Raw genomic sequence first — 22,891 nt, forward strand, 5'->3', positions numbered from 1 at the left:
TGGAATCGACGCGAAGTACCGCTCATGCGGCCGGTATGCGCGTTCCCAATGCGGCGCGGGCGCGAGCATACCGTTCATAACGCGGTCGTTTATGGAAAAGTGTGAAGCCGCGGCAAGGCCTTGCCGGGAAGAAGAAAAGGAAGGACCAAGCGCGGTCCTTCCCGGGCTGAATCGACAGCCTTACAAATAAAACATCCGATCCTCGTCCGACTTGCCCTCAGCCGGCTCTTCAACCTTCTCTACGCGGTCTTCATAGAACCGCAGCACGGCATCGAGCACCTGATCCGGCTCGTCGATGACCTGCATCAGATCGAGGTCCTTCTCGCTGATCACGCCATTGGTCAACAGCGTCTTCTTGAACCAGTCGAGCAGCCCCGCCCAGAACTCCGCGCCGACGAGCACGATCGGCACATGGCGCGACTTCTTCGTCTGGATGAGCGTGAGCACTTCGGCGAGTTCGTCGAGCGTGCCGAAGCCGCCCGGCATCACCACGACCGCATCCGAATTCTTCACGAACGTGACCTTGCGCGTGAAGAAGTGACGGAAGCGCAGCGAGATGTCCTGCCACTGATTGCCCGACTGCTCGTGCGGCAATTCGATGTTCAATCCCACCGACGGCGACTTGCCCGCGTGCGCGCCCTTGTTGGCCGCTTCCATGATGCCCGGACCGCCGCCCGAAATGACGGCGAAGCCTGCATCAGAGAATTTTTGCGCGATTTCGATGGTGCGCTGATAGTACGGCGACTCCGGTTTCAGACGGGCCGAACCATAGATGCTGATGGCAGGGCGGATCTCCGAGAGGTACTCGGTCGCCTCGATAAACTCTGCCATAATCGTGAACATCTGCCACGACGCGCGGGCCTTCTTGGCTGTTGCGCGCTCTTGATCTGCGAGTGATCGCAGACTCGGAATCACTTTTCTCTTGTTCATAATGCCTGAAGAACTCAGTCTTGAAGGTAAGACCCTGCTATTGGTCGACGGTTCTAGCTACTTGTACCGGGCTTACCATGCGATGCCTGACCTGCGTGGTCCCGACGGCGGTCCCACCGGCGCACTGTATGGGATGGTGAACATGCTGCGGCGCCTTCGCCGCGAAATCAATGCAGAGTATAGCGCGTGCATCTTCGACGCAAAGGGTAAGACCTTCCGCGACGACTGGTACGCCGAGTACAAAGCCAACCGTCCTTCGATGCCCGAAGACCTGAGCAAGCAGATCGAGCCCATCCATGTCGCGGTGCGCGCGCTCGGCTGGCCGCTCGTGATGATCGAAGGCGTCGAGGCCGACGACGTCATCGGCACACTTGCCGTGCAGGCCGAAAAGCGCGGCATGAAGGTAATCGTGTCGACGGGCGACAAGGATCTGGCTCAGCTCGTGACGGATCATGTCACCCTCATCAATACGATGACCAACGAAACGCTCGATCGCGCAGGCGTCGTGAACAAATTCGGCGTGCCTCCGGAGCGCATCGTCGACTATCTGTCGCTCATTGGCGATACGGTCGACAACGTGCCCGGCGTCGAAAAATGCGGACCCAAAACCGCGCTCAAGTGGCTTACCGCATACGAAACGCTCGATGGCATCGTCGCACACGCGAGCGAGATCAAAGGTGCGGTAGGAGACAATCTGCGCAAGGCTCTGGACTTCCTGCCGATGGCGAGAAAGCTCGTCACCGTGCACACGGCATGCGACCTCACTTCGCAGATCGACTCTATCGAAGAGACGCTGCAAACGCGTCCCGAAGCCCGCGACGAGTTGCGCGACGTGTTCCTGCGTCATGGCTTCAAGACGTGGCTGCGCGAGATCGAAATTGCGGATGCCGTCGAGGGGCCAACCGATACGCCGCCCGCCGAAGTCACCGAGATCGTCCATCACTACGAGACCGTGCAGACGTGGGAGCAGTTCGATGCATGGCTCGCGCGCATTCAGGCCGCCGAGATCACTTCGTTCGATACGGAAACCACGTCGCTCGATCCGATGGTCGCGCAGATCGTCGGCCTCTCCGTGGCCGTCGAGCCGGGACATGCCGCGTATATTCCGGTCGCGCATCGCGGACCGGACGCGCCCGCGCAGTTGCCGCGCGACGAAGTGCTCGCGAAGCTCAAGCCCTGGCTCGAAGACGCATCGAAGAAGAAGGTCGGCCAGCATCTGAAATACGACGAGCAAGTGCTGGCGAATCACGGCATCGAACTGAACGGCGTCGAGCACGACACGCTGTTGCAATCCTACGTGCTGGAGTCGCATCGTCCGCACGACATGGACAACCTCGCGCTGCGGCATCTGGGCGTGAAGACCATCAAGTACGAAGACGTAGCGGGCAAGGGCGCGGCGCAGATCGGCTTCGACGAAGTGGCGCTGGAAAAGGCCGCTGAATACGCAGCCGAAGACGCCGACGTGACGTTCCGCCTGCATCAGACGCTTTATCCGCAGGTCGCGGAAGAAGAAGGGCTGCTGCGCGTGTATCGCGATATCGAAATGCCGACCGCCCGCGTGCTGCGCAAGATGGAGCGCAACGGCGTGCTGATCGACCGCGAGAAACTCGACGCGCAAAGCAACGAAATCGCCAAGCGCCTGATCGAGCTACAGACGGAAGCCTACGAGCACGCGGGCGGCGAATTCAATCTCGGATCGCCCAAGCAGATCGGCCAGATTTTCTTCGAGAAGCTGCAATTGCCCGTCGTGAAAAAGACGCCGAGCGGCGCGCCTTCCACGGACGAAGAAGTGCTGCAAAAGCTCGCCGAAGACTATCCGCTGCCGAAGGTGCTGCTCGAACATCGCGCGCTGTCCAAGCTGAAGTCGACGTACACGGATAAGCTGCCGCGCATGGTCAATCCGTCCACGGGCCGCGTGCACACGAACTACGCGCAGGCCGTCGCGGTGACGGGGCGCTTGTCGTCGAACGAACCGAATCTGCAAAACATTCCGGTGCGAACGGGCGAAGGCCGGCGCATTCGCGAGGCGTTCATCGCGCCGCCGGGCAGCAAGATCGTGTCGGCGGATTATTCGCAGATCGAACTTCGCATCATGGCGCACATTTCGGGCGATGCATCGCTCATGCGCGCGTTCACGCAAGGCGAGGACGTGCACCGCGCGACGGCATCCGAAGTGTTCAGCGTGACGCCGCTCGAAGTGGACAACGACCAGCGGCGCATCGCGAAGGTCATCAACTTCGGCTTGATCTATGGCATGAGCTCGTTCGGTCTCGCGTCGAATCTCGGCATCACGCGTGACGCGGCGAAGCTCTATATCGACCGCTATTTCGCGCGCTATCCGGGCGTGGCCGCCTACATGGAAACCACGCGCGTCACTGCGAAGATGAACGGCTTCGTCGAGACCGTGTTCGGGCGGCGGCTGTGGCTGCCCGAGATCAACGGCGGCAGCGGTCCGCGCCGTCAGGCGGCCGAGCGCGCCGCGATCAACGCGCCGATGCAGGGCACCGCCGCCGACCTCATCAAATTGTCGATGATCGCGGTGCAGGACTGGATCGAGAAAGCGGGCATGCGCACGAAGATGATCATGCAGGTGCACGACGAACTCGTGCTCGAAGTGCCCGAAGAAGAGCTGCCGGACGTGCGCAAGCGTCTTCCCGAACTGATGTGCGGCGTCGCCGAACTGAAGGTGCCGCTTGTCGCCGAAGTAGGCGTCGGCAACAACTGGGAAGAAGCACACTGAGGGCGCACCGAGGGCGCGCTGAGCGGCCGGCATCGGGCATATGCCGTTCATGCGACGGCGGCGCTTGTGAATGCCGCGTCGCATCACGCACAATGAGGCAGCGAGGCGAGCGGACAGCGCCGTGCAATCCATCAGGCAAAGGGAGAGCTCTTCATGCATCGCTTCATTATCGTCGGCGGCGGGGCGGGCGGTCTCGAACTCGCGACGCGTCTCGGTGACCGCTTCGGTTCGGGCGAAGGCAAGACGGACGCGAAGACGGACGCCAAAGCGCCGCGCGCGCAGATCACGCTCGTGGACCGTAATCCGACGCACATCTGGAAGCCGTTGTTGCACGAAGTCGCGGCGGGCAGCATGGACCCGTTCACGCAGGAACTCGAATACGCGGCGCAGGCGCTGTGGCACGGCTTCGAGTTTCAGCAAGGCGAGATGATCGGCCTGAACCGCGCGGCAAAGCGCATCACGATAGGCGCGCTGCGCGACGACGAAGCTGGCGAGCTCCTCCCCGAGCGCGAACTGGAATACGACACGCTCGTGATCGCAATCGGCAGCACGACGCATTTCTTCGGCGTCGAGGGCGCGCAGCAGTATTCGATCGCGCTCGATACGGTCGGCCAGGCCGAGCTTTTCCGCAAACGGCTGATCGCCGCGTGCATGCGGGCCGAGCACGTCGTGCCCGAACTGGCCGTCGAAGGGCCGGCGCAAGAGCCGGTCGTCGTGGAGGCCGCGCCGCGCATTCAGATCGCGATTGTCGGCGCGGGCGCGACGGGCGTCGAACTGTCGGCGGAACTACGCAACACCGCGCAAGTGCTGTCGGCGTACGGCTTGCACAAGCTCGATCCGAAGCACGACATCGGCATCGTGCTGATAGAAGCGGGGCCGCGCATTCTGCCGGCGTTGCAGGAGCGCGTGTCGACCGCCACGGCGGAACTGCTCACGAAGCTCGGCGTGAAGCTGATGACGGGCGAGACCGTCGCGCAGGTTTCGCGCGACTCGATCCGCACGGCGAGCGGCAAGATCATTCGCGCGGACCTGACGGTGTGGGCGGCGGGCATCAAGGCGCCGGCCGTGCTGTCGCAACTCGACGGCCTGCCGACCAATCGCTTAGGCCAGTTGATCGTGCGCCGCACGCTGCAAACCGAAATCGACGACAACGTCTTCGCGCTCGGCGATTGCGCGGCCTGTCCGTGGCCCGGCAACGAGCGCAACGTGCCGCCGCGCGCGCAGGCGGCGCATCAGCAGGCGAGCTTTCTGTTCAAGGCGTTCGCGCGGCGCATGGACGGCAAGCCGCTGCCCGAATATACCTATCGCGATTTCGGCTCGCTGGTTTCGCTCGGGCATTACAGCGCGGTCGGGAATCTGATGGGCGGGCTGATCGGCGGAAACATGCTGATCGAAGGGCTCTTCGCCCGCTTCATGTACATGTCGCTGTACCGGCTCCATGTGGCTGCGCTACATGGCTACGCGCGCATGGTGCTCGATACCTTCGCGCACTGGCTGCGCCGGTCCACCGCGCCGCGCGTCAAGCTGCACTGACCGCTTGAGCGCTCGCGGAACAAAGCTGTTTAGAATGGGCGGCGCGCGCGGTGTCGCGCGCGCCCGGGCGATGCGGCTTGCCGCCCGAGACAGTCGTTTAGCGCCGCGCTGCATTCTCTTCTGGAATTAGCGCGGTTTCCGGTTCAGCGCCATCGGTGCGGCTGTGGCTCGACGACGCGAGCGACGGCATCGGCGGCGCGTTTGCGGCGCTTGCCGCAGGAGCTTCGTATGCTGAGTCCCGAAGTCGACAGCCTCATCCCGCGCGTTCCGTTCGATCGACGCACCTTCATCAAGGCCGCTTTCGGCACCGGCTTCGCGGCCGCCGTGCTGCCCGTCTCCGCGCAGACCATTCATACCGATGCGGACGGCCTCGAAGCCGGCGCGATCGGCGTGCGCGGCGCGGACGGCACGCTCATTCCCGCGTATCGCGCGCAGCCGCTCGGCAAGACGCATCTGCCGGTCATCATCGTGATTCACGAGATTTTCGGCGTGCACGAGCATATCGCCGATGTCTGCCGCCGCTTCGCCAAGCTCGGCTATCTCGCCATCGCGCCGGATCTTTACACGCGGCAAGGCGATGCGTCGGTGTATCCGTCGATTCAGCAACTCAACGATCAGATCGTCTCGAAGGTGCCGGATTCGCAGGTGCTATCGGATATCGACGAGACGGTTAAATGGGCCGGCGAGCATGGCGGCGACCTGAAGCGGCTCGGCATCACCGGCTTCTGCTGGGGCGGGCGCATCACGTGGCTGTACGCAGAGCACAATCCGCGCGTGAAGGCGGCGGTCGCGTGGTACGGGCGCCTCGCCGGCAACAAGACGGGCAATTCGCCGAGCAATCCGATCGACAACGCCGGCGAACTGAAGGTGCCCGTGCTCGGCCTATATGGACGGCAGGACCCGAGCATTCCGCAGGACACCATCGAGCAGATGAAACAGGCTATCGCGAACGGCCCGCCGAGCGCGCGGGGCTCGCAGTTCGTGGTCTATGACGACGCGCCGCACGCGTTTTTCGCGGATTATCGTCCGAGCTACCGCAAGGCCGACGCGGAAGACGGCTGGAAGCGCGCGCTCGCGTGGTTCCGCGAGCACGGCGTCAAGTAAGACGAATCAGGGATTCGCGCCGGTCGCGACGGGGCGGCCCGGATCGGCGCTCCATTCGCTCCACGAGCCGGGATAGAGCGCGGCGCCGTGCAGTCCGGCGATTTCCATCGCGAGCGCGTTGTGACACGCCGTCACGCCCGATCCGCATTGCAGCACCACGCGATCCGCGGGCGTCTCGCCGATGAGCGAGGCGAACGCTTCGCGCAGTTCGTGCGCCGTCTTGAAACGGCCTTCCTGCGTCAGATTGTTCTTGAAGAAGTGATTCAGCGCGCCGGGAATGTGGCCGCCGACCGGATCGATCGTTTCGTTCTCGCCGCGATAACGGTCGGCTGCGCGCGCATCGATCAGCAGATGATCGCGCGTGCCGATACTGCGTTCGATGGCTCGCGCATCCACGGTCACTTGCAGCGGCTGGCCGGCCTTGAACGTGCCCTGCGTCTTCGGCGGCACGGCGGTGTCGAGCGGCTTGCCCGCAGCCTCCCACGCTTGCAGGCCGCCATCGAGCAAGGCGACGGAATCATGCCCGAGCCAGCGCAGAAGCCACCAGAGACGCGCGGCGTACATGCCGCCTTGCGCGTCGTAAGCCACGACCTGCTGGCCTTCGTTCAGGCCAAAGCCGGCTAGCTTCTCGACGAGCGCGGCGCGCTCCGGCAACGGATGCCGGCCGTTCGTGCCGGTTTTCGCGCCGGAGAGGTCGCGGTCGAGATGGAGGTAATGCGCGCCGGGAATGTGGCCGGCGGCGTAGGCGGTTTCTCCGGCTTCCGGCGCGGCCAAGTCGAAGCGGCAGTCGAAGACGAGCACGCTGCCGGGCGCGTCGGCGAGCCATTGGGCGAGATTGGCCGCTGAAATGAGCGTGGTGTAGTGAGTGTGCGGCATGGCGGCTCCTGATATCTTCGGCACGAACTTCGAAGTGGATGAACGCCTAGTGTAAACAAGAAAACGGGCCCGAAAGCCCGTCTCTTGCGATGATTCGCTGCGCTCAAATGCTGCCGAGCTGATGCCGAAGGAACTCGTGGAAGTGCTGCATGCCCGATTCCATCGGACTTTGATACGGTCCGACCTGATTCTCGCCACGCGACATGAGCGCGCGACGGCCGGCGTCCATGCGCTCGGCGATCTCGTCGTCCTCGCGCGCGGTTTCCATGTAGGCGGCGCGTTCGGCCTCGATGAACTCACGCTCGAAGAGCGCGATTTCCTCGGGATAATAGAACTCGACGATGTTCGTCGTCTTCTGCGTGCCGCGCGGAATGAGCCACGACACGACGAGCACGTGCGGATACCACTCGATCATGAGACCCGGGTAGTACACCATCCAGATGGCGCCGAACTCCGGCGGCGCGCCGTTGCGAAAGCGCAGAACCTCGTCGTGCCACTTGCGGTACGTCGGGCTGCCGGGCTTTTCCAGATTCTTGTGGACGCCCACCGTCTGCACGCTGTACCAGTCGCCGAATTCCCATTCGAGGTTGTCGCACGACACGAAACTGCCGAGACCCGGATGGAAAGGCGCGACGTGGTAGTCCTCCAGATAGACCTCGATAAAGGTCTTCCAGTTGTAGTTGCACTCATGCACTTCGACGTGATCGAACATGAAGCCCGAAAAATCGAAGTGACGCGCCGTGCCGAGTTTGGCGAGATCGGCCGCGACGTTGCGGCCCTCGGCCTCGAAGAGCAGGCCTTGCCAGTTCTGCAACGGCGTAGCGCCGAGATTCAGGCACGGTTTGTCGGCGAAATGCGGCGCGCCGAGCAACTGGCCGCTCAGGTCGTAGGTCCAGCGATGCAGCGGACAGACAATGTTCTCCGCGCTGCCGCGCCCGTTCAGCATGATGGCCTGACGGTGACGGCACACGTTGGACAGCAGTTCGATGTTGTTCTGCTGATTGCGGACGAGCACGCGCCCTTCGCCTTCGCCCGGAAGCGCGAAATAGTTCCCCGTTCCGGGGACCATGAGTTCGTGCCCGATATAGCGTGGACCTTGCTTGAAAAGTACGTCGAGTTCGCGCGTAAGAAGCGCTTCGTCAAAGTAAGCCGTGACTGGCAGTTGACTATGAACAGCCTTCAACTGCAATGCATTGCTCAGATTGGACATTCCCACTCCCGATGAAGACGTGAAAGCAGTGAACAACCCAACCATCGAAGATTCGATTTAGGGAGCCCGCGATTATACCGAAATCCGCCTCGCCGGGGCGCATAAGGTCTTGATTTGGGTATAAATTGTCGCGAGAGTTCCTACAAATGCGCATTTCGCTGATTTTGCGCAAGCGTCGTTCCGCCCGCATGCCGCGCGAGGTCGCGCCGCCGGGCGCGCGGGTCGCCGTCGTCGCACGCGCACGGGATGCGGGTCGAAAAATTGGCTTTTGCCGTAGAATGTGCGACTTGGTTCCAATTTTCACCGCACATCCACGATTCATGGCGAAGACCGCAGAAGACGCAACAAGCGAAGAAGCCCGCGCCGATGCGCCGGGCCCGGACAGCTCGCCGCTTCCGCAGAATTACGAAGCGGCGCTGGCCGAACTCGAATCGCTCGTCGCGCGCATGGAAGAGGGCGCGTTGAGCCTCGAAGAATCGCTTGCCGCGTACCGCCGAGGCGCGGCGCTTGTCGGCTTTTGCCAACAACAGCTCGAAAAAGTCGAGCAGCAGGTTCGCGTGCTCGACGGCGAAACGCTCAAGCCGCTGCCCGGTGACGCAGAACGCGCGACGAACGACAACGGGGACGACGATCTATGACCTTCGAACAATGGATGCGCGCCACGCTCGACCGCGTCGAAACCGCCCTCGAGCACTATCTTCCCGGCACGGACGTCGCGCCGGCGCGTTTGCATGAAGCCATGCGCTATGCCGTGCTCGGCGGCGGCAAGCGCGTGCGTCCGCTTCTGGTTCACGCGGCCGGCGAACTGACGGGCGCGAGCGCGCAGGCGGTCGAAGCCGCGAGCGCCGCGCTGGAGATGATCCACGTCTATTCGCTCGTGCACGACGACATGCCCGCGATGGACGACGACGCGCTGCGTCGCGGCAAGCCCACGGTACACATTCAATATGACGAAGCGACGGCGCTGCTCGTCGGCGACGCGCTTCAGTCGCAGGCGTTCGTCGCGCTGACGGCCGAGGGCAATGGTCTGTCGGACCGTCAGCAGGCCGCGCTCGTGCGCGAACTGGCGGTCGCGAGCGGCTCCGTCGGCATGGCGGGCGGGCAGGCCATCGACCTCGAAAGCGTCGGGCGCAAGCTGTCGCGGCCCGAGCTCGAAACCATGCATCGCAAGAAGACGGGCGCGTTGCTGCGCGCGTCGGTGCGCATGGGCGCGCTTGCGGGCGTTGAGCCGGGCGCGGACGTGCTCGCCGCGCTTGATCAATACGCCGCCGCCGTCGGGCTCGCGTTCCAGGTCGTCGACGACATTCTCGACGTCACGGCCGATTCCGCGACGCTCGGCAAGACCGCCGGCAAAGACGCGCAACATGACAAGCCGACTTACGTGTCGATCATTGGACTCGACGCGTCGCGCGAACTCGCGGCGCAGCTCGGCCGCGACGCGCACGCCGCTATCCAGCCGTTCGGCGCTCGCGCGCAGCGCCTCGCCGAACTCGCCGACCTGGTCGTGAACCGGGCGCATTAATTGTTGAACGCGTGACGAAGCCCACGGCGCGAAACCGAATCGTCGCGCTGAACGAATCACGCCAGTTTTCCTAAAATGGGACGACGATGTACGACTTGCTGAAAACCATCGACGATCCGGCCGATTTGCGTGCCCTCGATCGACGCCAACTGCAGCCGCTTGCCGACGAACTGCGGGCCTACGTGCTCGACAGCGTGTCGCAAACGGGTGGCCATCTGTCGTCCAACCTCGGCACGGTCGAGCTGACGATCGCGCTGCATTATGTGTTCGATACGCCGAACGACCGTATCGTCTGGGACGTCGGCCATCAGACGTATCCTCACAAGATTCTCACCGGACGCCGCGACCGGATGCCGACGCTGCGTCAGTTCAACGGCATTTCGGGCTTTCCGCGCCGCAGCGAATCCGAGTACGACACGTTCGGCACGGCCCATTCGAGCACGTCGATTTCGGCGGCGCTCGGCATGGCCATCGCGAACAAGCTGCAGGGCGACAACCGCTATTCCATCGCCGTGATCGGCGACGGCGCGATGACCGCGGGCATGGCGTTCGAAGCGATGAACAACGCGGGCGTCGCCGACGACCTGCCGCTGCTCGTCATCCTCAACGACAACGACATGTCGATCTCGCCGCCTGTCGGCGCGCTGAACCGCCATCTCGCGCGTCTGATGTCGGGCCGCTTCTATGCCGCCGCCCGCGCGGGCGTGGAGCGGGTGCTGCGCGCCGCGCCGCCGGTGCTCGATCTCGCGCGCAAGCTCGAAGAGCACGCGAAAGGCATGATCGTGCCGGCCACGCTCTTCGAAGAGTTCGGCTTCAACTACATCGGCCCGATCGATGGCCACGACCTCGACTCGCTCATTCCGACGCTGCAAAACATCAAGGAACTGCGCGGTCCGCAATTCCTGCACGTCGTCACGAAGAAAGGTCAGGGCTACAAGCTCGCGGAAGCCGATCCCGTGCTGTATCACGGCCCCGGCAAGTTCAATCCGGCAGAAGGCATCAAGCCCTCGACCGCGCCGGCGAAAAAGACCTACACGCAGGTCTTCGGCGAATGGTTGTGCGACGCTGCCGCGCAGGATTCGCGCGTGGTCGGCATCACGCCGGCGATGCGCGAAGGCTCGGGCATGGTCGAGTTCGAGAAGCGTTTCCCGGACCGTTACTTCGACGTCGGCATCGCCGAGCAGCACGCCGTCACGTTCGCAGGCGGTCTGGCCGCGGACGGCATGAAGCCGGTCGTCGCCATTTACTCGACTTTCCTGCAACGCGCGTACGACCAGCTGATCCACGACGTCGCATTGCAGAATCTGCCGGTCGTTTTTGCAATCGACCGCGCGGGTCTGGTCGGTGCCGACGGCGCGACGCACGCGGGCAATTACGATCTCGCGTTCCTGCGCTGCATCCCGAACATGACGGTGATGGCCGCATCCGATGAAAACGAATGCCGCCAGATGCTCTACACGGCGCTACAGCAGCCGAACCCGACGGCCGTGCGCTATCCGCGCGGCGCGGGCACGGGCGTCGCCACCGTCAAGCAGATGACCGCGATTCCGCTTGGCAAGGGCGAAATCCGCCGTCAGTCGTCGCAGAAGATGGGTTCCGGCAAGCGCATCGCGATTCTCGCGTTCGGAACGATGGTCGCGCCGTCGCTGGCCGCCGCCGAGGAACTGGACGCGACCGTGGCGAACATGCGTTTCGTGAAGCCCGTCGACGCCGACCTGCTGCGCGAACTGGCTGCAACGCACGACGCGCTCGTGACGGTCGAGGAAGGCACGGTAATGGGCGGCGCGGGTTCCGCGTGCGTCGAAGCGCTTTTGGCAAGCGGCGTCGTGAAGCCGGTGCTGCAACTCGGCCTGCCGGACGTGTTCATCGACCACGGCGATCCTGCCAAGCTGCTCGCGAGCGTCGGGCTGGATGCGGCCGGCATTGCGCACTCCGTCCGCGAGCGTTTCCTGTCCGCAGTCGAAGCGGCGGGCAAGCTGACCAAGCGCGTCGCCTGACGCGGAATCGGCCACGGGCGCTCGGGGCGCGCCGTTCATCGGCAAGGGCCGCAGTGTGTTCGCATACGGCGCGGGCTTCGTCCCGCGCCGTATGCGTTTCACCGTTTGGCGCCGCTCGCGTACGCGTCGGTGCGATTAAGACATAACAACATGAATCAGATGAATCCCGCCTTCGTGATGCCGGACGTTCAGAGCACGCCCGACACGCGTCAGATCGCCATTCAGCGCGTCGGCGTGAAAGGCGTGCGGCATCCGTTGTCGGTGCGCACGGAAAGCGGCGTGCAGCCGAGCGTCGGCGTGTGGAATCTCGACGTGCATTTGCCGGCCGAACAGAAAGGCACGCACATGTCGCGCTTCGTCGCGCTGCTCGAAGAACATCGCGAGCCGCTCGATCAGGCTGCGCTCTGCACCATGCTCGCGTCGATGCTCGCGAAGCTGGAAGCGCATTCCGGCCGTATCGAAGTGACGCTGCCGTATTTCGTGATGAAAACCGCGCCGGTGTCCGGCGTGCAGAGCCTGCTTGATTACGAGGCGACGTTCATCGCCGAGAAGCGCGACGGCCGAACGCGTCTGACGTTGAAAGTGCTCGTGCCGGTCACGAGCCTGTGCCCGTGCTCGAAGAAGATCTCGCAGTACGGCGCGCACAATCAGCGGTCGCACGTGACCATCACGGCGGAACTGGCGGGCGAGGTGGCGGTGGAGGAACTCGTACGCATCGCGGAAGAAGAGGCGTCTTGCGAGTTGTGGGGGCTGCTCAAGCGTCCCGACGAGAAGTTCGTGACCGAGCGCGCGTATGAAAACCCGAAGTTCGTCGAAGACTTCGTGCGCGACATTGCGACGCGGCTGAACGCCGACGAGCGCATCGTCGCCTACGTGCTCGAAGCGGAGAACTTCGAGTCGATACACAATCACAGCGCGTATGCGGTGATCGAGCGCGACAAACGCTGATCGCGCGAAGTGGTCGAGTTGAGCGAAAGCCGGTCCCAGCGACCGGCTTTTCTCTTGCGGCTTCCTCTTCCTCTTGCGCACACTGGCGCGTGCTGGTCGTTCGGCTCGCCGCCATTGTCTCCGGAACGCCCCCGCCCGTAGAATGCTCTCCCGACCTTCACGAGCATACGGAGGGCATCTTGATCCTGATCGGCCAATACGATTCTCCGTTCGTAAGGCGCGTCGCCATCGCGCTGACGCTGTACGACAGGGCGTTCGAGCATCGCCCGTGGTCCGTGTTCGGCGACGCCGACAAGATCGCGCCGTTCAACCCGCTGATTCGCGTGCCGACGCTCGTGCTCGATTCGGGCGACGTGCTGATCGAAAGCGCGATGATTCTCGATTATCTCGATGAGCAGGCGGCCCCCGGACGCGCGCTGATTGCCTCAGCGGGCCCAGCGCGGCGCGAGGCGCTGAAGGTGTGCGCGCTTGCCACGGGCCTCGCCGACAAAGCCGTCGCGCTTGTCTACGAACGTGTGCTGCACAAGGAGAAATCGCAGGCGTGGGTGGATCGCTGCACCGGGCAGGTCGAGCGCGTGCTGGACGTGCTCGAAGCCGACCGCGCCGCGCGCCCGGCGCCGTACTGGTTCGGCGATTCGATCGGTCATGCGGACATCGCCGTGGCGTGCGCGCTGCGCTTTGCGCGCGAAGCACATCCGCAGGTGTTCGCGCAAACGCGCTGGCCGTCGCTGATCGGTCACGCGGATCGCTGCGAAACGCTGCCGGTGTTCGCAGCTATCGTGCAGCCGTTCAATCCGCCGAAATAGGCAGTCAGGCGCGCGCGAGCGCAGTGAGATCCCAGCGCGGCTTTACCGTGAACGCGTAGTCGCGCACGGCCTGCTCGGGCCAGCGCGCGAGTCTGAGCGCGCCGGCCAGCGCGATCATCGCGCCGTTATCGGTGCAGAGCGACAAGTCCGGATAGTGAACGTCGAAGCGCCGCTTCTTCGCCGCTGCGGACAGCGCCTCGCGCAACTGCCGGTTCGCGCCGACGCCGCCCGCCACGACGAGCCGCTTGAGGCCGGTCTTCTTCAGCGCCGCCAGCGATTTCGCGACGAGCACATCCACGGCGGCATCGACGAAACCGCGCGCCAGATCCGCCTTCGCCTGTTCGCAGACATTGCCGCCGGATGCGCCGAGCTTGCGGCTGTGCGTCAGCACGGCGGTTTTCAGCCCGCTGAAGCTGAAGTCGAGATCGCCGGAATGCAGCATCGGGCGCGGCAGCGCGACGGCGCCCGGCGTGCCGAATTCGGCCAGGCGCGAGACTTCCGGCCCGCCCGGATAGCCGAGCCCGAGCAGCTTCGCGGTCTTGTCGAAGGCTTCGCCGGCGGCATCGTCCAGCGTTTCGCCGAGCGTCTCGTAGACGCCTACGTCCGTGACGCGCATCAGTTGCGTATGGCCGCCCGACACCAGCAGCGCGACGAACGGAAACGGCGGTGGCGAATCGACGAGAAGCGGCGAGAGCAGATGCCCTTCCAGATGGTGGATGCCGACAGTCGGCTTGTCCCACGCCATCGCGAGCGCATTGGCGATGCTCGCGCCGACCAGAAGCGCGCCTGCGAGCCCCGGCCCTTGTGTGAACGCAATCGCGTCGATGCTCTCGCGCTCGACGCGCGCCTCGTTCATCACCTGTTCGAGGAGCGGCAGCGCGCGGCGGATATGATCGCGCGACGCAAGTTCCGGCACGACGCCGCCGTACTCGCGATGCATGGCGATTTGCGAGTGAAGGGCGTGCGAAAGCAGGCCGCGCTCGGTGTCGTAGAGCGCGAGGCCGGTTTCGTCGCAAGAACTTTCGATGCCGAGAACGAGCATGGGAGTGACATCCATTGGGTGCATCAAAGCGAACCGAAAAGTATAGCAGCGGGCCGCACGGCGCGTTTCACGGCGGCAGTTACAATGCGCGGCATGGAATCCTTCGATATCGCCGTCATCGGCGCGGGCGCGGCCGGCATGATGTGCGCGGCCGTTGCGGCTCAGACGGGCCGGCGCGTCGTCCTGATCGACCACGCCGAGCGTCTCGCCGAGAAAATCCGCATCTCCGGCGGCGGGCGCTGCAACTTCACGAACGTCAACGCGCAGCCGGCCAACTTTCTGTCCGCGAATCCGCATTTTTGCCGTTCTGCGCTCGCCCGCTACACGCCCGGCGACTTTCTCGCCCTGCTGAAGCAGCATCGCGTGAAGTGGCACGAGAAGCACAAAGGCCAGCTCTTTTGCGACGACTCCAGCGAGACGATCATCGACGTCTTGCGCCGCGAGTGCGACGCGGGCGGCGTCGCGTGGCGGCGTCCGGTGAGCGTGCACGCGATCCGTCACGACGGCGCGCGTTTCGCGCTCGATACGACCGCCGGCGCGATCGGCGCGGCCGCGCTCGTAATCGCGACCGGCGGGCTGTCGATCCCGAAGATAGGCGCGACCGACTTCGGCTACCGCATCGCGAAGCAGTTCGGCCATAAGCTCGTCGACACGCGGCCCGCGCTCGTGCCGCTCACGTTCACCTCCGCCGACTGGGCGCCGTTCGCGGCGCTGTCCGGTCTGTCGCTTCCGGTGCGCATCAGCACGGGAGGCGGCAAGACGCGCGGCGAATTCGACGAAGACCTGCTGCTCACGCATCGCGGGCTCTCGGGTCCGGGCGTGCTGCAAATTTCGAGCTACTGGAATCCATCGGAGCCGATTCACGTCGATCTGCTCCCGGAACTCGACGCCACCGAAACGCTTCTGGAAGCGAAAGCCGGATCGCGCAAACAGATCGGCAACTTTCTCGCCGAACACGTGCCGGCGCGCCTCGCGCACGCGTGGCTCGACGCACAGCGCGTGCCGGTCGATGCGCGCCTCGCCGATCTCCCCGACCGCACGCTGAAGGCGATCGGCGCGTCGCTGTCGGGCTGGACGCTCACGCCGAGCGGCACCGAGGGCTACCGCAAGGCGGAAGTCACGCGCGGCGGCGTCGATACGCGCGAACTCTCGTCAGCCACGATGATGAGCGAACGCGTGCCCGGCCTCTTTTTCGTCGGCGAGGCGGTGGACGTCACCGGCTCGCTCGGCGGCTATAACTTCCAGTGGGCGTGGGCATCCGGCGTGGCGGCGGGAAAGGCGGCGTCGGAGTACACGCACGGCGCCGCGAAAGTCGCCTGAAACGTCCTCGCGGCAGGTGTTTCACCGGTCTCGAATCGCAAACCCGTTTGCTATACTCGGACGGTCATCGAAGGAGTTCGCGCGCCTTTTGCCGCGCTTCTTCGCTCTGGCTGACGCGACCGGCGGCGCGCATCGCTGCAAGCTCCAGAAGGCCCGCTTACAGTCCCGCTTGAGGAACGTCCCCAAGCGGGTTTTTGCTTTCGCAGCGCAGGAAGTCAGCCGAAAATCTTTTTGCAATTGCACCGGGTGAAAGATGAGCCTCAAGGACCAGATCAACGACGACATGAAGACGGCCATGCGCGCGCGCGAAACCGAGCGCCTCGGCACGATTCGCCTACTGCTCGCAGCCATCAAGCAGCGTGAAGTCGACGATCGCGTGACCCTCGACGACGCGGGCGTGACCGCCGTCATCGACAAAATGATCAAGCAGCGCAAGGACTCGGTGAGCCAGTTCCAGGCCGCGGGCCGCGACGATCTCGTCGCGAAGGAAAACGCCGAACTCGCCGTTCTCGCCGCGTACATGCCCGAGCAGCTTTCCGCCGATGCGATCGCCGCCGAAGTGCAGGCCGCGGTCGCCGCGACGGGCGCGGCCGGCCCGCAGGACATGGGCAAGGTGATGGGCGTGCTCAAGCCGAAGCTCGCGGGCAAGGCGGACATGACCGCCGTTTCCGCGCAGGTGAAAGCGGCGCTCGCGAAGTAACCGACCCCGCGCTCGCATCCGGTGATTCCTCACGCCTTTCTGCAGGATTTGCTCAACCGCGTCGATATCGTCGACGTGGTGGGCCGCTACGTCCAGTTGAAGAAGGGCGGCGCGAACTTCATGGGCCTGTGCCCGTTCCACAACGAGAAGAGCCCGTCGTTCACGGTCAGTCCGACGAAGCAGTTCTACCATTGCTTCGGCTGTGGCGCGCACGGCACGGCCATCGGCTTTCTGATGGAGCACACGGGCCTCACGTTCCCCGAAGCCGTCAAGGATCTGGCGCAAGGCGCGGGATTGACGGTGCCGCAGGAGCCATCGAATTCGTTCCGTGGCGGCGGCTATGGCAGCGAAAGCGCGCCGAGCAAGGCGGTGAGCGTCGCGCTCACCGAAGTCATGCAGACCGCCTGCGACTTCTACCGGAAGCAGTTGCGCGCGGCGCCGAACGCCATCGCGTATCTCAAGAAGCGCGGGCTGACCGGCGAGATCGCGGCGCGCTTCGGCCTCGGCTACGCGCCGGACGGCTGGCAGAATCTGGAAGCCGCGTTCCCCGATTACCGCAACGACAATCTCGTCGAAGCGGGCCTCGTCATCGTCAGCGAGAAGACCGACGCGCAAGGCCAGCCGCGCCGCTACGACCGCTTCCGCGAGCGCGTGATGTTCCCGATTCGCAACGTGAAGGGCAACGTCATCGGCTTCGGCGGGCGCGTGCTGGACGGCGGCGAGCCGAAGTATTTGAACTCCCCCGAAACGCCTTTATTTAGCAAAGGCAGCGAGCTTTACGGCCTGTTCGAAGCGCGTCTCGCGATCCGGGAATTGGGCTATGCGCTCGTCGTCGAAGGGTATATGGATGTCGTCGCGCTCGCGCAGCTCGGCTTTGCAAACGCGGTCGCTACGTTGGGCACGGCCTGCACGCCCGTCCATGTGCAGAAGCTCTTCCGCCAGACCGACACCGTGGTGTTCAGCTTCGACGGCGATTCGGCCGGCCGACGCGCCGCGCGCCGCGCGCTCGAAGCGGCGCTGCCGCACGCGGCGGACAACCGGACCGTCAAGTTTCTCTTTCTGCCGAAGGAGCATGATCCCGACAGCTACGTGCGCGAGTTCGGCGCGGACGGATTCGGCGAGCAGGTCGACCGCGCCATGCCGTTGTCGCAGTTCCTGCTGAACGAAGTGCTGAACGACAAGGAGCTGGAGCAGCCCGAGGGTCGCGCGAAGGCGCTCTTCGACGCGAAGCCGCTCCTGCAGGCGCTTCCAGCGAATGCGCTGCGGGTGCAGATCCTGCATATGCTGGCAGACCGGCTCGCGACGCCGTTCACGGAAATTGCGGCGCTTTGCGATATCGATTCCCGCGCGGCGGCCGTCGCCCGCGCGTCGGTGCCGAAGAGCGAGCGGCGTCGCGTGACCGGGCAGGAACAGCGGGCGCTGCGCAATCTGGTGATGTATCCGGGCATCGCGGCATCGCTCGATGAAGAGAGCGAACGCACGCTCGTGACCATGACGGAGCACGGCGAACTGTTCAGCGAAGTGCTTGGCCACGTGCGCGAATTGGGCGGCGCGGCGGAATTTCAGATGTTGTCGGACGTTTTGAGAAATGCAGCAAATGCGCCGACCTACGAGGATATCTTCCAGGAAATTCTCGCCTATGATGAAAACGTGCGGGATTTGCTGTTACGCGACCCCACGGACGAAGACGCCGCGCAACGCGTCGACGAGCAGAAGCGCTTGTTGACGGAGGAGTTGCTGGCGACAGTCGTCAAGCTGCGGCACGACAGTTATCGCGCAAGGCTCGATCAACTGGCGCGGCAGGCGAGCCTCTCGGCGGAGGAGGTGGCGGAATTCTCGGATCTGTCGGCGAGAGTCGCGCAGATCAAGGCGGGACGGGCCGCGAGCCCGGATCGGGAAAAGTGAACTGCTATAATAAAAAGTTGAAATTCGTTGCTTTTTTTCAACGATTTGTACGATTTCGCTAGCTTAGGCAGTCTGCGCGGCGAGACGTACGGAAGCTTTGAGGGAATTTGCGAGAGTTGCAAGGGCGCTGGCTGAATCGGCTGTCGCGGCGCGCGAAAGCGGCGGTTTCGCCCGAGCGGGGCGCGACACACAAAACAGGCGGATAAGCACGCCGACGAACAGACGGGCGCAAGGGAAGCGGCTGCTATTGCGGGTAGGAGCGATTCGCGTTCGAGCGCATCGCTCGAACCGCGGTAGCGCCCCGGGCAGGGCACGCGGCCAAGCAGATCGAGGCACGTGCGCATTGGGTATTCACGGTTCCATCGGTTGCCGTCCGGCAGCCGCGAGTCGAGACTAGAGCCTGTATGGCGAACTCCATGACGAAAAAGCTGAACGATGTACCCGTCGAAGACGACGCACCGCAAACTGCAGAGCCGGCCGCCGCGCCAGCGGCGAAGGTCGAAAAGGCCAAGGCACGCGACCGCCGCGCCAAGGAGAAGGCGCTGCTGAAAGACGCGTTCGCTTCGAGCGCGCCCGGCACGGTCGAAGAGCTGGAGGAGCGCCGCTCGAAACTGCGCGCGCTCATCAAGCTCGGCAAGGAGCGCGGGTTCCTCACGTACGCTGAAATCAACGATCACCTTCCGGACAACTTCACGGAAACCGAGGCGATCGAAGGCATCATCAGCACGTTCAACGACATGGGCGTGGCGGTGTACGAGCAGGCGCCCGACGCCGAGACGCTGCTTCTGAACGACAACGCGCCGAACGCCTCGGCCGACGACGAAGTCGAGGAAGAAGCCGAAGTCGCGCTCTCCACGGTCGATTCCGAATTCGGCCGCACCACCGATCCCGTGCGCATGTACATGCGCGAGATGGGCACGGTCGAGCTGCTGACGCGCGAAGGCGAAATCGAGATCGCAAAGCGCATCGAGGACGGCCTCAAGCACATGGTCATGGCGATTTCCGCCTGCCCGACGACCATCGCGGACATCCTCGCGATGGCCGAGCGCGTGCAGAACGAGGAAACGCGCGTGGACGAACTTGTCGATGGGCTCATCGATCCGAACGCCGAAGATACCGACGGCTTCTCCGAGCAGGAAGCCGAGGCGATCGAATCCGAGGACGAGGAAGCCGACGAGGAAAGCGACGAAGAAGAGGACGACGATGACGGCGCCGCGCAGGCGAGCGCCAACGCCGCCCAACTGGAAGCGCTCAAGCGCCAGTCGCTCGAGAAGTTCTCGCTCATCAGCGAGTGGTTCGACAAGATGCGCCGCGCCTACGAGAAGGAAGGCTACAAGTCGAAGGCGTACCTGAAGGCGCAGGAAGCCATTCAGACCGAACTCATGTCGATCCGCTTCACGGCGCGCACCGTCGAGCGCCTGTGCGACACGCTGCGCGCGCAGGTCGATGAAGTGCGTCAGGTCGAGCGGCAGATCCTGCATACGGTCGTCGACAAGTGCGGCATGCCGCGCGCCGAGTTCATCGCCCGCTTTCCGGGCAATGAGACGGACCTCGACTGGGCCGACAAGGTCGTCGCGGAAGGGCACGATTACAGCGCGGTGCTCGAACGCAACATTCCGGCGATCCGCGAACAGCAGCAGCGTCTGCTGGATTTGCAGGCGCGCGTGGTGTTGCCGCTGAAGGACCTGAAGGAAACCAATCGCCAGATGGCGGCGGGCGAACTGAAGGCGCGGCAGGCGAAGCGCGAAATGACGGAGGCCAATCTGCGTCTCGTGATTTCGATCGCGAAGAAATACACGAACCGCGGACTGCAATTCCTCGATCTGATTCAGGAAGGCAATATCGGGTTGATGAAGGCGGTGGACAAGTTCGAATATCGTCGCGGCTACAAGTTTTCGACTTACGCGACGTGGTGGATTCGCCAGGCCATTACGCGGTCGATTGCGGATCAGGCGCGCACCATTCGTATTCCGGTTCACATGATCGAGACGATCAACAAGATGAACCGTATTTCCCGGCAGATTCTGCAGGAGACGGGCCTGGAACCCGATCCGGCGACGCTTGCCGAGAAGATGGAAATGCCCGAGGACAAGATTCGCAAGATCATGAAGATCGCGAAGGAGCCGATCTCCATGGAAACGCCGATTGGCGACGACGACGACTCGCATCTTGGCGATTTCATCGAGGATACGAACACGGTGGCGCCTTCCGATGCGGCCTTGCACGCCAGCATGCGCGATGTGGTGAAGGACGTGCTCGACTCGCTGACACCGCGTGAGGCGAAGGTGCTGCGCATGCGCTTCGGCATCGAGATGAGCACGGATCACACGCTCGAGGAAGTGGGCAAGCAGTTCGACGTGACGCGTGAGCGCATTCGCCAGATCGAGGCAAAGGCGCTGCGCAAACTGCGTCACCCGAGCCGGTCGGACAAGTTGAAGTCGTTCCTCGAAGGCAATTGATGCGCGTCGCGGGCTTGTATTGAGAGGCGTTGTAAGGCAAACTCGCAGACCTTCGAGAGTCGCCTTTGGCATCATTCTGAAGCATCAGAAAGCGCCGCACGGCGCTTTCTTTTTGCCCTCGGTTTTCGAGAGGGGCCGGAAGCTTAACTGGTATAAGCTGTCGACTCATAATCGACCGACAGTGGGTTCGAGTCCCACCCGGCCCACCAGTAGTTGCTCCAGAATATCAAAAGGTTAGCTGGGTTTGGTCCCCGGCGGGTGGAACGCGCAGAGTGGCCGGGCGTGATTCTGAATCGGCCCAATCTCGCGAAGGTCGCGACAACCGGCCAGTACAGCGACCTGATGGGTGCACCCAGCGCCTTCATTCCACCCGGCGCCTTATTGCCGTACATGGGCAGCGCCGTGCCGGCGGGCTACCTGCTGGCGAACGGCGCGGCGGTGTCGCGCCAGGCGTATGCGGCGCTCTTTGCGGCCATCGGCACCCTCTACGGCGCGGGCAACGGCTCGACCAAGACCGCGCAGGTGGCGGCGCTGCGCTCGGCGTATCAGGCGATGGTTCAGCAGCCGGTGAGTTCCACGACAGCCGCCGGCCATCAAGGGCTGTTCCCATGCGATGCGGACAGCCTCTGCCACCTACAGGCGCTGCTCGCGGCTTGCGCGCAGTCGCAGACCTTCGCGCCGAACCTTTGGCTCGACGCGGGCGGCCTGCCCGTCACGCCGTTCACGTGTGGGAGGCGACGCCCGCGAATATCTCGAGAGGAACGTGGTGCCCGCGATGCGGGCATGAGGGAAGACGCGACACTCTCGAGTTGATGCAGCAAATAGCGGCGCAACGGGGCGGGCGCTGTCTATCGGACCGGTATGCCGGCAGCGGAGTCAAGCTCACGTGGGAATGCCATCGCGGGCACGTATGGCAAACCACGCCCGAAGTAATCAAGCGGGGTGCGTGGTGCCGAAACTGCGCGAACCTCGACATGGCGCAGAAGCGTCGGTCGCGCCAACGATGGCACTTCGAGGGATAGCGCGGGCCAACATCGCGTGCCGATTGACGGGCGGCCTGCGCTTGCAGGCACGCCACGGTATGTTCATTTTTCTTGCTTCCAAAGGTTGGCTATGAAGTCCAAGCTGTCGATTCTTGACCGGGGTCGATTAAGCGGGGAATGTCGTGCCCGAACGGCTGGCGGCTAAGGTACGCGAGAGACGAGGTTAAGCGCATGCGTTAAGACGTGGATGGCTAATTCCGGCATAAGGCGCACGACGGGGGGCACGACGGGGGCGCGCACGGGCCAAAGGTCCGCCAGACGGGCGTCTGCGGTCCAGCCTGCTAAAACCTGAAAGTCGGCGGGGACACTCCGGGGACACTTGAGGGGCATTCAGGGGCATGACCTTCGTGTTATCAGACACTCAATGCCCTTGTATGCCCCTCCATGCCCCACTCGCAGAATTCAAGTCCCACCCGGCCGACCAACGCTTACTTCAAAAGATCAAGGGTTAGCGGGGGTTTGGTCCCTAACGGGTGGCTTCAGGAGCACTCTGGGGACAATTGGGGACGCTGATGGGTTACGTGACCCACAGGTCCTTCGACCGTCGCCTCGTCCAATTGACGTTCGCGACGCGTCGCCGACTATCATCTGCGTTCCGTCCAGCCCTTTGAGCGACGCTTAGGTGTCTTCTCAATTCAGCATCGAACGCGCCGCATTCGGTTTCCCTGCCAGCGGCTAGCTTTCTGAGAGTCTTGCGACGGGCCAGCCCGGAAAGAAGCACGACTGACCGGGGAACGACCGGCCGCCGCGAGCGTT

General features: G+C 63.9%; 17 protein-coding genes and 1 tRNA gene. 14 read left to right on the forward strand and 4 right to left on the reverse strand.

What is annotated here, in order from left to right; all coding sequences use genetic code 11:
- Window positions 1-180: 180 nt before the first annotated feature.
- The gene (locus NCR37_RS13980; RefSeq protein ID WP_250473489.1) at window positions 181-930 is read right to left on the reverse strand and encodes an LOG family protein; all 750 of its coding nucleotides are present in this window, start codon (window positions 928-930) and stop codon (window positions 181-183) included.
- Window position 931: 1 nt separating this feature from the next.
- On the opposite strand from NCR37_RS13980, the gene polA reads away from it, so the two are divergent.
- The 3 genes from polA to NCR37_RS13995 all read left to right on the forward strand — a co-directional run bounded on the left by polA (window position 932) and on the right by NCR37_RS13995 (window position 6,307).
- The gene (gene polA, locus NCR37_RS13985; RefSeq protein ID WP_250473774.1) at window positions 932-3,670 is read left to right on the forward strand and encodes a DNA polymerase I; all 2,739 of its coding nucleotides are present in this window, start codon (window positions 932-934) and stop codon (window positions 3,668-3,670) included.
- A gap of 153 nt (window positions 3,671-3,823) precedes the next feature.
- Window positions 3,824-5,203: an NAD(P)/FAD-dependent oxidoreductase gene (locus NCR37_RS13990; RefSeq protein WP_250473490.1), complete on the forward strand. Its 1,380-nt coding sequence runs from the start codon at window positions 3,824-3,826 to the stop codon at window positions 5,201-5,203.
- 228 nt (window positions 5,204-5,431) lie between these two features.
- Window positions 5,432-6,307, forward strand: a complete 876-nt coding sequence (locus NCR37_RS13995) for a dienelactone hydrolase family protein (RefSeq protein ID WP_250473491.1) — start codon at window positions 5,432-5,434, stop codon at window positions 6,305-6,307.
- 6 nt (window positions 6,308-6,313) lie between these two features.
- Here NCR37_RS13995 and NCR37_RS14000 read toward each other — a convergent pair whose 3' ends face one another.
- Together NCR37_RS14000 and NCR37_RS14005 are read right to left on the reverse strand one after the other, a co-directional pair.
- Complete coding sequence (locus NCR37_RS14000) at window positions 6,314-7,183, reverse strand: sulfurtransferase (RefSeq protein ID WP_250473492.1); 870 nt, start codon at window positions 7,181-7,183, stop codon at window positions 6,314-6,316.
- A gap of 103 nt (window positions 7,184-7,286) precedes the next feature.
- The gene (locus NCR37_RS14005) at window positions 7,287-8,393 is read right to left on the reverse strand and encodes an aromatic ring-hydroxylating oxygenase subunit alpha (RefSeq protein ID WP_250473493.1); all 1,107 of its coding nucleotides are present in this window, start codon (window positions 8,391-8,393) and stop codon (window positions 7,287-7,289) included.
- 320 nt (window positions 8,394-8,713) lie between these two features.
- On the opposite strand from NCR37_RS14005, the gene NCR37_RS14010 reads away from it, so the two are divergent.
- The 5 genes from NCR37_RS14010 to NCR37_RS14030 all read left to right on the forward strand — a co-directional run bounded on the left by NCR37_RS14010 (window position 8,714) and on the right by NCR37_RS14030 (window position 13,666).
- On the forward strand, window positions 8,714-9,031 hold the full coding sequence (locus NCR37_RS14010) for an exodeoxyribonuclease VII small subunit (RefSeq protein ID WP_250473494.1): 318 nt from the start codon (window positions 8,714-8,716) through the stop codon (window positions 9,029-9,031).
- Window positions 9,028-9,915, forward strand: a complete 888-nt coding sequence (locus NCR37_RS14015; RefSeq protein WP_250473495.1) for a polyprenyl synthetase family protein — start codon at window positions 9,028-9,030, stop codon at window positions 9,913-9,915. The genes NCR37_RS14010 and NCR37_RS14015 overlap by 4 nt, the downstream gene beginning before the upstream one ends.
- 86 nt (window positions 9,916-10,001) lie before the next feature.
- Window positions 10,002-11,912, forward strand: coding sequence for a 1-deoxy-D-xylulose-5-phosphate synthase (gene dxs, locus NCR37_RS14020; RefSeq protein ID WP_250473496.1), 1,911 nt, complete (start codon window positions 10,002-10,004; stop codon window positions 11,910-11,912).
- A 150-nt stretch (window positions 11,913-12,062) separates the two neighbouring features.
- Window positions 12,063-12,860, forward strand: coding sequence for a GTP cyclohydrolase FolE2 (gene folE2, locus NCR37_RS14025; RefSeq protein WP_250473497.1), 798 nt, complete (start codon window positions 12,063-12,065; stop codon window positions 12,858-12,860).
- Between the two features lie 179 nt (window positions 12,861-13,039).
- The gene (locus tag NCR37_RS14030; RefSeq protein WP_250473498.1) at window positions 13,040-13,666 is read left to right on the forward strand and encodes a glutathione S-transferase family protein; all 627 of its coding nucleotides are present in this window, start codon (window positions 13,040-13,042) and stop codon (window positions 13,664-13,666) included.
- A gap of 4 nt (window positions 13,667-13,670) precedes the next feature.
- Here NCR37_RS14030 and tsaD read toward each other — a convergent pair whose 3' ends face one another.
- The gene (gene tsaD, locus NCR37_RS14035; protein ID WP_250473775.1) at window positions 13,671-14,708 is read right to left on the reverse strand and encodes a tRNA (adenosine(37)-N6)-threonylcarbamoyltransferase complex transferase subunit TsaD; all 1,038 of its coding nucleotides are present in this window, start codon (window positions 14,706-14,708) and stop codon (window positions 13,671-13,673) included.
- Between tsaD and NCR37_RS14040 the strand changes: the two genes are divergently transcribed.
- The 6 genes from NCR37_RS14040 to NCR37_RS14065 all read left to right on the forward strand — a co-directional run bounded on the left by NCR37_RS14040 (window position 14,601) and on the right by NCR37_RS14065 (window position 21,905).
- The gene (locus NCR37_RS14040; RefSeq protein ID WP_284506884.1) at window positions 14,601-16,028 is read left to right on the forward strand and encodes a BaiN/RdsA family NAD(P)/FAD-dependent oxidoreductase; all 1,428 of its coding nucleotides are present in this window, start codon (window positions 14,601-14,603) and stop codon (window positions 16,026-16,028) included. The two genes, tsaD and NCR37_RS14040, sit on opposite strands and share 108 nt — an antisense overlap.
- Window positions 16,029-16,281: 253 nt before the next feature.
- Window positions 16,282-16,728: a GatB/YqeY domain-containing protein gene (locus NCR37_RS14045; protein WP_159835794.1), complete on the forward strand. Its 447-nt coding sequence runs from the start codon at window positions 16,282-16,284 to the stop codon at window positions 16,726-16,728.
- Window positions 16,729-16,749: 21 nt separating this feature from the next.
- Window positions 16,750-18,633 carry a DNA primase gene (gene dnaG / locus NCR37_RS14050; protein WP_250473500.1) on the forward strand — a complete coding sequence of 628 codons (1,884 nt, stop codon included), beginning with the start codon at window positions 16,750-16,752 and terminating at the stop codon, window positions 18,631-18,633.
- A 404-nt stretch (window positions 18,634-19,037) separates the two neighbouring features.
- Window positions 19,038-21,092 (forward strand): RNA polymerase sigma factor RpoD, encoded by a 2,055-nt coding sequence (gene rpoD, locus NCR37_RS14055; protein WP_206469201.1) that lies wholly within the window; start codon window positions 19,038-19,040, stop codon window positions 21,090-21,092.
- Between the two features lie 132 nt (window positions 21,093-21,224).
- Window positions 21,225-21,301: transfer RNA gene (locus NCR37_RS14060), tRNA-Ile, on the forward strand.
- Between the two features lie 49 nt (window positions 21,302-21,350).
- Entirely contained in the window at window positions 21,351-21,905 is a 555-nt protein-coding gene (locus NCR37_RS14065; RefSeq protein ID WP_250473501.1) for a phage tail protein, read from the forward strand.
- Window positions 21,906-22,891 lie beyond the last annotated feature (986 nt).

This window comes from Caballeronia sp. GAFFF1 (assembly GCF_023630705.1).
In the GTDB taxonomy this organism is placed as follows: domain Bacteria; phylum Pseudomonadota; class Gammaproteobacteria; order Burkholderiales; family Burkholderiaceae; genus Caballeronia.

What these genes read in the sequence shown, in the direction of transcription:
- NCR37_RS13980 (WP_250473489.1), bottom strand. Translation starts at nt 930, where the DNA reads ATGAACAAGAGAAAAGTGATTCCGAGTCTGCGATCACTCGCAGATCAA.
- polA (WP_250473774.1), top strand. Translation starts at nt 932, where the DNA reads ATGCCTGAAGAACTCAGTCTTGAAGGTAAGACCCTGCTATTGGTCGAC.
- NCR37_RS13990 (WP_250473490.1), top strand. Translation starts at nt 3,824, where the DNA reads ATGCATCGCTTCATTATCGTCGGCGGCGGGGCGGGCGGTCTCGAACTC.
- NCR37_RS13995 (WP_250473491.1), top strand. Translation starts at nt 5,432, where the DNA reads ATGCTGAGTCCCGAAGTCGACAGCCTCATCCCGCGCGTTCCGTTCGAT.
- NCR37_RS14000 (WP_250473492.1), bottom strand. Translation starts at nt 7,183, where the DNA reads ATGCCGCACACTCACTACACCACGCTCATTTCAGCGGCCAATCTCGCC.
- NCR37_RS14005 (WP_250473493.1), bottom strand. Translation starts at nt 8,393, where the DNA reads ATGTCCAATCTGAGCAATGCATTGCAGTTGAAGGCTGTTCATAGTCAA.
- NCR37_RS14010 (WP_250473494.1), top strand. Translation starts at nt 8,714, where the DNA reads ATGGCGAAGACCGCAGAAGACGCAACAAGCGAAGAAGCCCGCGCCGAT.
- NCR37_RS14015 (WP_250473495.1), top strand. Translation starts at nt 9,028, where the DNA reads ATGACCTTCGAACAATGGATGCGCGCCACGCTCGACCGCGTCGAAACC.
- dxs (WP_250473496.1), top strand. Translation starts at nt 10,002, where the DNA reads ATGTACGACTTGCTGAAAACCATCGACGATCCGGCCGATTTGCGTGCC.
- folE2 (WP_250473497.1), top strand. Translation starts at nt 12,063, where the DNA reads ATGAATCAGATGAATCCCGCCTTCGTGATGCCGGACGTTCAGAGCACG.
- NCR37_RS14040 (WP_284506884.1), top strand. Translation starts at nt 14,601, where the DNA reads ATGCATGGCGATTTGCGAGTGAAGGGCGTGCGAAAGCAGGCCGCGCTC.
- tsaD (WP_250473775.1), bottom strand. Translation starts at nt 14,708, where the DNA reads ATGCTCGTTCTCGGCATCGAAAGTTCTTGCGACGAAACCGGCCTCGCG.
- NCR37_RS14045 (WP_159835794.1), top strand. Translation starts at nt 16,282, where the DNA reads ATGAGCCTCAAGGACCAGATCAACGACGACATGAAGACGGCCATGCGC.
- rpoD (WP_206469201.1), top strand. Translation starts at nt 19,038, where the DNA reads ATGGCGAACTCCATGACGAAAAAGCTGAACGATGTACCCGTCGAAGAC.